This is a genomic window from Kitasatospora sp. MBT66, assembly GCF_000710405.2.
In the GTDB taxonomy this organism is placed as follows: domain Bacteria; phylum Actinomycetota; class Actinomycetes; order Streptomycetales; family Streptomycetaceae; genus Kitasatospora; species Kitasatospora purpeofusca.
This window is the reverse complement of record NZ_JAIY01000003.1, coordinates 35,243-43,926: the sequence shown is the minus strand read 5'-3', so window position 1 is coordinate 43,926 and position 8,684 is coordinate 35,243. Positions and strand designations below refer to the sequence as shown.

The window sequence follows — 8,684 nt, the reverse complement described above, 5'->3', positions numbered from 1 at the left end:
CCGTCCGTCGCCGGAGGCGGGCCCGCAGGCGGCGACGCCGAGCAGGAGCAGGGAGGCGAGGGCAGGCCGGACGGCCGGGACGAGAGGACTCTTCACCGGGGCTCTTTCAGCGGCGTGTTCCACGCGGGCAGCGGCGCGCGGACGGTGCGCGCCGGCCCGGGAACGAGGGTGGGTGTGGCAGGGGGAGCGCGGCCCGCACGGCCGCGCGGATCGTCATGTTACTGACGAGAAATCAGGTTGTCGAAGACATGTCCGACAAGTGAACAGCGTCCCGATCGCGCCTCAAGGGCTGTACCACCAAGGGTGGTTGGTGCACGTTCGGAGCCGAACCACCCCCGTTCGGCGGGGGTGCGGCGCTTCGCAATCCACCACTCGGCGGGGCTCCTCCCCCGCCGGTGGACGGGCCCCGGACGGGCCCCGGACGGGCCCCGGGGCGGCCTGTCGGCATTCCCCGCCGGGAATTGTCGGGCCTCCCTCCGTCTCACAGGATGAGTGGCGCGAAGGACGACTACGAGGGGATCGAGGAAGTCACGATGAGCACGAGGACCAGCACCAGCACCAACGTGAGCACCGGCACCGGCACCGCGCAGCGGATCGCCGAGCGCTATGTCGCGCTCTGGAACGAGCCCGACCCGGAGCGGCGGCGCCGGACGGTCGAGGAGCTGTGGGCGACGGACGGCGTCCACCTGCTCCAGCCGCCCGAGGACATGCGCGAGCGGGCGGCCGAACTCGGCTTCGCGGAAACCGTGCTGGAGGCCCGCGGCCACGGCGCCCTGGAGCGGCGGGTGGCCCGGGCGCACGAGGAGTTCGTGGCCGGCGGCGACTACGTGTTCCGCGAGCAGGGTGAGGCGATCCAGGTCGGCGACGCCGTCAAGCTGACCTGGGTGATGGTGCGCCCGGGCGAGGACGAGGTGCTCGGCGGCGGGGTCGAGCTGCTGGTACTGGACAAGGACGGCCGGATCGCGACCGACTACCAGTTCCCCGGGCTCTGATCCCCCGGCTCCAGCTCCGCACACGCGCGCAGGGCGACGGCCGTCGGCTCGTCGACCGGCAGGAAGGCCTCCAGCCGCAGTTCGGCGAGCGTCACGTCGACGGCGGTCGCGAAGGTGGTCACCGTCGTCATCAGGTGCAACTCGCCGTACGGGCTGCGCAGATGCAGCGGGACGGCGAAGCCCAGCGGATCCCGGGCGGCCGGGGACTCGTCCAACGGCGGCACGTAGCCCGCCAGTTCGTCGTGCAGTTCAGCCAGGTGCGAGGTCGCCGCCAGGACGTGCCGGGACCACGCCGCGAAGTTGACGATCCTCGGGGCGAGCCCGGCCGGATGCAGGGCGAGCCGGTAGGCGTTCGCGCCCCGGCCGAGCAGCTCGGGCGCGGCCCCCTCGGTCAGCAGTCCGAGCGCGGCATTGGCCGCGACGATGTCGCCCCGGCCGTCCACCACCACGGCGGGGTAGGGGAGATGACCTTCCAGGATGTGGCCGAGCGCGGACCGGACGGGCGCCAGCTCGGGCCCGTCGAGCTGGCACTCCGCGTACACGGGGGCGTAACCGGCCGACAGCAGAAGCTCGTTGCGCTCGCGGAGCGACAGGTCGAGCGACTCGGCGAGCCGGACGACCATGCCGCGCCCGGGGGCCGACCGGCCCGACTCCATGAAACTGAGGTGGCGCTGGGTGGTGCCCGCCCGGCCAGCGAGTTCGAGCTGGCTGAGTCGGCGGCCGGTGCGGCGCTCGCGGAGCGTACTGGGAAAGTCCACGACAGCCAGTTGTAGCCGGAACGGGGCCGCCGAGCCATTCCCCGGAGGGAATGCGCAGTGAACTCTCGGGGCGGGGCAGGGAGGTGGGGCAGGGAGGGGCCGAGCGGGCCGGGCACCTTTGCTGGCCGGGCGACCAGCTGCTCGGAAACGCCCTGTTGGCCACACGTCCAACCGCTCGGTCATCCCATCGGTCGGGTGGCCAACTGCCCGGACGGCCTGTTGGGCGGGCACCCGACAGGCCGAATGCTCCATTGGCCAAGTGCCCAACTACTCGAGCACCCTATTGGGCGGGCACCCAGTTCGCCGGACCGGCACCCTGTTGGTCGCACGCCCAACCCATCGGACATCCCGTTGGCCAAGCGCCCAACCGCCCCGCCGACCGCCCGCCCGGACGCCCGTTGGCCAAGCGCCCAACCCCCTCAGACGCCCCGCTGCGCCGTCACCGTGCCCTCGTCGATCGCCGCCAGCAGCTCGGCGTGGTCGGCGGCGGTCCGGTCGGCGTACCGGACCGAGAAGTCGGCGATGGCCTCGGCGAAGACGTCCGAGCGGCCCAGGTAGCCGGCGACGGCGAAGCGGTCGCCGGAGCGGGCGTGCGCGCGGGCAAGGGTGCGGCCGCAGAGGTCGGCGTACTGCCGCAGGTCGGCTGGCGTCATCCGGGCGACGTCCGCCGAGCCCTTCATGTCGCGCAGCTGGCGGCCGTAGAAGTGCCGCCCGGCCGGGCCGGTGGTCCAGCCGAGGAAGATGTCGCTGGCCGCCTGCATGAGGTGCTGGCCGGTGACGACCCGACGGCCGCCGTGGACCACCGGCGCCTCGGCGGACGGGCGGGAGACGGGCAGGTACTCCTCCAGCACGGACCGCCCCGCCTCCTTGATCTGCAGGAACAGCGGATCGCTCTCGTCCCGCCCGGACAGCAGCAGGATGAAGCAGCGGGTACCGACACTGCCGACGCCGACCACCTTGCGGGCGACGTCCACCAGTTGGAACCGGTCGAGCAGCACGCGGCGGTCCTCGGCGAGGGTGGCCCGGTAGTCGCCGTAGATCTTGCCGACCAGGCGCAGTTCGTCCTCCGGCAGCCGCTCGATCAGCGGCGGGTCGTCGACGATCCGCCGCCGCCCGTCCTCGCCCTTCTCGGTGAGCTTGCCGAAGGCCTGGAGGCTGGTGCGGCGGCGGGCCTTGTCCAGGTTGGCCTCGACGCGCTTGCGGCGGCTGGCCTTGCCGACCAGCGGCAGGATGTCCTCGGTGTCGATCCGGGCGTACCAGACGTCGAGTTCGCCCATCCCGGCGAGGCGGCGCACGGCGGTGGCGTAGCCCTGCGCGGCGGTGAGCGCGGCGCGGCGGACCTGCTCCTCGGAGTGGCCGTTGTCGCGGGCCGCGACGGCGACGCTGGCGGCGAGGCGCTTGACGTCCCACTCGAACGGGCCGGGGTAGGTCTCGTCGAAGTCGTTGACGTCGAAGAGCAGTGCCCGCTCCGGCGAGGCGTACACGCCGAAGTTCAACAGGTGGGCGTCACCGCAGAGTTGGACGGTGATACCGGTGTCGGGGACGGCCGCCAGATCGGCGGCCATGACGGCGGCGGAGCCGCGCAGGAAGGCGAACGGCGATTCGGCCATCCGCCCGTAGCGGATCGGGCCGAGGTCGGCGACCCGGTCCTCGGCCTGCCGGGCCAGCACGGCCAGCGGGTCGGGCCGGTCGGCGGAGGGGATCCAGGGGCCGTGGGCGGAACGCGGTACGCGGTCGCGGGCGGCCCGGCCGCGCCGCCGGCGTTCGGTCGGACTGGTCATGCGCGGCTCCTCGGTGCGTCCGTCCGGCGGGTCCCCGTCCAGCGGGTCCCCCGTCCGGCAGGACCGGGATGCTCCCGCGGTCCTCCCCGCGACGCTAGATCACGCCCGGCGGCGCGGCATGTCGGGACCGAACGGTCCGTGCCGGGGACGGGGCGGACGGGCGGACCGGGGGCGGGCATCCGGTCGCCCGCCCCGGTGCCCGCCGCGCTCCGCCGAACGGGCCCCACCGACCGGGCTGAGCCGACCGGACCGGGCCGACCGGGCTGAGCCGAACGGACCAGGCCGACCGGGCGGGGCGGCGCCGGTCACTCGACCACGAAGTCCGCCATCATCGCCATGTCCTCGTGCTCCAGGTTGTGGCAGTGCAGCATGTACGTCCCCGCGTAGTCGGTGAACCGCACCAGCACCTCCACCGCCTCGGCCGGCCGCAGGTCCACGGTGTCCTTCCAGCCCGCGTCGTACGGCCCCGGGTCCTTGCCGTTGCGGGACAGCACCTGGAAGGAGTTCAGGTGCACATGGACGGGGTGGTGGACGTCCGAGAAGAACCGCCACTTCTCGATGGAACCGAGCGCCGGCCGGGCGAGCGAGCGGCCCGGCTCGTAGGGCTGGTTGTTGATCGTCCAGCCCGCGTTGCGGCTGCGCCGGAAGCCGAAGGTCCGGGTGGTGACGGCGGCGGCCGGGTCGAGCCGCTCCAGGGTGCAGAGCCGTTCGGGGACGGTCGAGTCGTCGCGCACCGGCCGCGAGGAGACGTCGAAGCGCATGACCTCCTCCGTCCGCCCGCTGCCGAACCGGTTCATCAGCCGGACCTGGGTGCCGGCCGGGTAGCGGGCGAAGTCGACCACCAGGTCGAAGCGCTCGGCGGGCGCGATCTCGACCGCGTCGTGCGCGATCGGCTGCTCCAGCAGGCCGCCGTCGCCGCCGATCTGGACCAGGGCGTCGCCGCCGGACGGCTGCGGGTCGAGTTCCAGCCGGTAGAGGCGGGTGTTGGAGGCGTTGAGCACGCGCAGCCGGTAGCGGGCCCGGTCGACCTCGGCGCGCGGCCAGGGGGCGCCGTTGACCAGGACGACGTCGCCGAGGACGCCGTTCATGTAGTCCTCGGTGACGCCGGGGACGGCGAGGGTCGCGTCGGCGGCGGGGTAGGCGAAGGAGCCGTCGGCGGTGAAGGACCGGTCGGCGAGCATCAGCGGGAGTTCGCGCTCGCCGCGCGGCAGCGGCAGGGCCTCCTCCTCCTCGTCGCGGACCAGGTGGAAGCCGGCCAGGCCGCGCCAGACGCCGGGACCGGTGAAGCCCATCCGGTGGTCGTGGTACCAGAGGGTGGCCGCGCGCTGGCGGCACGGGTAGCCGTACGTGCGCTCGCCGGTGACGGTCCGGGAGAGGTCTGCGGCACCCGTCGTTCCGGTCATGCCGGCCATGCCCGCCATTCCGGCCATTCCGGCCATCGGGTGGTCGGCATGGCCCGGGTGGTCGGTATGGGCGGCCCAGGTTGAACGGTCGGCGGACGAGCCGACCGGGAGCAGCAGGTCCACCGGGTAGCCGTCGCTCTCCGCCGGGGTGTGGCCGCCGTGGAGGTGGACCACGGTGGGCACCGCCAGCTCGTTGCGGTGCCGCACCACCATCTCCCGGCCGGAGCGGGCCACCAGGGTCGGACCGGGGAAGGTCCCGCCGTACGTCCAGGCCTCGGTGCGCAGTCCGGGCAGGATCTCCAGCCGGGCGATCTGCTGGGTGATCTCGTAGTGGTCCGAGGTGGCGTCGGAGCGGACGGGGGCGAGGACCGCCGGGACGGGAAGCGGTACCTGGAACGCCGCCGGCAGCGGGACCTCGCTGCTCAGCAGCCGGCCGGGCCGGGCCTCGGCCAGCAGCCGGGCGGTCGCCGGGCCGGCGAAGGCCCCGACGGCGCCCGCACCGAGCACGGCCACACCGGCGCCGAGGAACCGGCGGCGGTTCACGGCGTCACCTCCACCGCGTCGGCGCCCGGGCCGGTGGGCCGGGGCAGCCGACCGGAGCCGCCGTCGCCGGTCCCGGAACCGGCCACGGAGCCGGACTCGGGTTCGGAGCCGGACTCGGACTCGGACTCGGCGGGCGCTTCGGCGACGGGTTCAGTGTCCGACGACGGCGACAGCGCCGGGACCGGGACCGGGGCCGAGGCCGGGGCCGGCCGCCAGGCCCCGACCAGGCCGAACAGCAGCCCGCTGACCAGCAGCACGCCCAGGGTCACGTGCACGCCGACCGCCCGTTCGTAGCCGGTCCCCATCTGGGCCCCCAGCGCGGCCAGCAGCAGCGCGGTGGCGCCGAGCGGCCACCACGGCCCGCGCGCGCCGCCCGCTCCCCCGCCGCGGCGGACCAGCGCGGCCACCGGCAGCTGGGCGAGCAGCAGGCCGCCCAGGGCCATCGCGGCCAGCTCGTGCGCCCGCAGCGCCTCGTAGTGGCCGTTCAGGAAGCTGCCGGCCAGCACCGTCTGGGCCAGCCCCAGCACGGCCGACGCGGTCGCGGTGGCCCGCAGCAGCAGCCGCGGCAGCCGGATCCCCGGGGGGACGGCCGGGGCAGGGGCCGACGGGCCCGCCGGGGCGAGCGACGGAAGGCGGGGCGTGCGGGCCACGGGGGGACTGCTCAACGGTCGGCCTTCTCTCTGCCGGGCACCGCGGCGGAGCGGGCAGGCCGGGATGACAGGCATGCCGGACGCGCTCGGCGCGGGGGGCGGGTGGGTGTGACGTGGCACTACGGGCGCGCGCCACCTGGACGGACGCGGCCGTGAGCGTAACTGATCACACATCACTATCGGTGTGGCTCAAGGGCTTTACGGCCGACGACCACTCTCGCGCGGCTGTTCAGCCCGGCTTTGTCACCCGAACGGCCGGTGCGACGTCCCGCGCGGGCCTCCGCCGCGAGCCCCTGTCGCGCTCCCACGAGCCCACGCGTGCGCAGAACCGCGCGCGCGGGCACGTACACGCGAACCCGCGCACGCGAAGGGCCCCGGTCCACCGACGACACCCCCGTCGCCCTCGGTGGACCGGGGCCCGGACCCGAAGGCCGCCCCTTCTCCCGCCACGCCTCGCCACGCCCCGTCGCGTCGCGTCGCGTGCGGAACCGCTACTGCTTCCCGCCGCCCATCGCGATCGGCCGGGACCGCAGCAGCGCCCTGGCCGGAGCAGCGGTCGCGGCCAGGCACAGCGCCACCGCCCCGGCGGCCAGCGGCAGCGCCGTCCCCGGCGGCACGTACGGCGAGGCACCGGTGAGGCCCCGGGTGACCGGCACCAGGGTGACCCAGGCGATCACCGCGCCGACCCCCAGGCCGGTCGCGGCCACCAGCAGCGCCTCCCAGCGCATCATGCGGCGCACCTGCCCCCGGGTGGTCCCGGCCAGCCGGAGCAGCGCCACCTCGCGCCGCCGGTCCAGCACCGTCATCACCAGGGTGTTCGCGGCCGTGACCGCGGCGAACCCGCCGAGCACCCCGGCCATCACCGCGTTCGCCCAGGCGCCCATCTCCTGGTCCTTGTCCGCCTGGGCGGCGAAGCCCGCCCGGTCGGTGACGGTCATGCCCGGGACGCCGAGCCCCGCCAGCCCCCGGGCGACCGCCGCCCGGTCGGCACCGGGCGCGTCCGCGACCAGCACCTGCTGGTCGAACGCCGCGGTGACGTGCTCCGCCACCGCCGCCCTCGGCAGCAGCACCTGGCCGAAGCCGAGCCCGCGTCCGTAGGTGGCGACCACCAGCGGCTTGCTCTCCGTCCCGTCGCCGAGCCAGAGCTGCACCCGCTCGCCCACCTCGGCGCCCAGGGCGGAGGCCAGGGTCGCGTCCAGTGCCACGGTGTCCGGGGACCGGCCCAGGTCGGCGAGCGCACCGGTGCGGACGTCGAGGTCGAGCACCCGGGGCAGCCGGGACGGGTCGCCGGTGATGCCCAGTGCGGCGGCCGAGTCCAGGTTGTGGCCGTCGCGGTACACGACGCCGGTGCGTAGCACGCCGACGGCAGCGTCCACACCGGGCAGCCCGGCCGCCCGCTCGACCACACCGGGGGTCCCGGCGGCGCCGGCGGCACCCGGCACGGCCGCCGGCAGGCCGGGGCCGGGGCCGGTGGAGCCGAGCACGTGGTCGGCGGTGAGACCGGTCCGCACCTGCTCGCCGCTCTCGTGCCGGAGGGTGCTCTGCATGAACAGCAGGGTGCCGCAGAAGGCGGTGACCATGGCGATCGGGGTGATCGCCGAGGCCAGCCGGCGGGCGTTGGCGCGGGTGTTGTCGGCCGCCAGCGAGCCGGGCGCGCCGCCGGCCCGCAGCGGCACCCCGAGCAGTCCGGCCGCGACCCGGGCCACCCAGGGACCGAGCAGGGCGACCGCCGTCAGGAAGCACATCACCACGCCCAGCGCGGTGTTGGCGGCGTCGGTGCCGTTCAGCCCGGTGGCGACCCCGGCGAGCACGGTGCCGCCGACGGCGAAGAGCAGGCCCAGGCCGGTGCGGATCCACCCCGGCCGGGACGGTTCGACGGCGGCCGCGCCCAGCGCCTGGCTGGCCCGCATCCGGGCCGGGCGGCGGGCCGCGAAGAAGCCGGCCGCGAGGGCCGCGAGCGTGCACAGCACCACCGCGGCGACCATCGGCAGCGGCCCGACGGACAGTTCCACGGCCTCGGGGACGGCCCCGCGCTCCACCATCCCGCCGAACCACCAGCGGGCCAGCGCGAGGCCGGGCAGGAGGCCGCTCGCGGCGGCGAGCGGCGCAACCAGCATCGCCTCGGTGGCGATGGTGCGGCGGATCTGCCGGGGCGTGGCGCCGACAGCGCGCAGCAGCGCGAACTCGCGGGCGCGCTGGCCGGTGGCGAGGGCGACGGTGGAGACCACCACGAACACGGCGGTCATGGTGGCGATGCCGCCGAAGGAGCCGCCGATCCCGGCCAGCGCCTCGCGGGCCCCGGCGAGCGCCGGCTGCTCGACGGCGCCCCGGTCCCGGCCGGTCCGCACCTCGGCGGCGCCGCCGACGGCCGTGCCGACCTGGTCGGCGAGGGCCTTGGCGGTCACGCCCTCGCGCGGCTGGACGGCGATCGCGTCCACCCGGCCGGGGTGGCCGGAGAGCCGGTCGGCCTGCTGGTCGGCGAACCAGGCCGTGGGCCCGGCCGGCTGCGGGGCGGCCAGGCCGGAGATCCGGTAGCTGCCGCCGCCGCCCGGCGCGG

Annotated in this window: 6 protein-coding genes; 1 reads left to right on the top strand and 5 read right to left on the bottom strand. The window is 75.6% G+C overall.

Annotation, left to right across the window (positions count from 1 at the left end; genetic code table 11):
- Nucleotides 1-533 precede the first annotated feature (533 nt).
- A complete protein-coding gene (locus BI06_RS02190) occupies nucleotides 534-992 on the top strand; it encodes a hypothetical protein (RefSeq protein ID WP_051740333.1) in 459 nt (152 codons plus the stop codon).
- Here the strand turns inward: BI06_RS02190 and BI06_RS02185 are convergent.
- The 5 genes from BI06_RS02185 to BI06_RS02165 form a co-directional block, all read right to left on the bottom strand.
- Nucleotides 971-1,750 (bottom strand): helix-turn-helix domain-containing protein, encoded by a 780-nt coding sequence (locus BI06_RS02185; protein WP_043464597.1) that lies wholly within the window; start codon nucleotides 1,748-1,750, stop codon nucleotides 971-973. The genes BI06_RS02190 and BI06_RS02185 overlap by 22 nt on opposite strands.
- 419 nt (nucleotides 1,751-2,169) lie before the next feature.
- Complete coding sequence (locus BI06_RS02180) at nucleotides 2,170-3,531, bottom strand: DUF2252 domain-containing protein (protein ID WP_043464594.1); 1,362 nt, start codon at nucleotides 3,529-3,531, stop codon at nucleotides 2,170-2,172.
- Between the two features lie 305 nt (nucleotides 3,532-3,836).
- Nucleotides 3,837-5,477 (bottom strand): multicopper oxidase family protein, encoded by a 1,641-nt coding sequence (locus BI06_RS02175; protein ID WP_043464590.1) that lies wholly within the window; start codon nucleotides 5,475-5,477, stop codon nucleotides 3,837-3,839.
- Entirely contained in the window at nucleotides 5,474-6,142 is a 669-nt protein-coding gene (locus BI06_RS02170) for a hypothetical protein (protein WP_149030236.1), read from the bottom strand. Before BI06_RS02170 ends, BI06_RS02175 begins: the two co-directional genes overlap by 4 nt.
- Before the next feature lie 476 nt (nucleotides 6,143-6,618).
- Nucleotides 6,619-8,684, bottom strand: a 2,066-nt coding sequence (locus BI06_RS02165) for an FtsX-like permease family protein (protein ID WP_051740130.1), incomplete at its 5' end; no start/stop codon positions are given.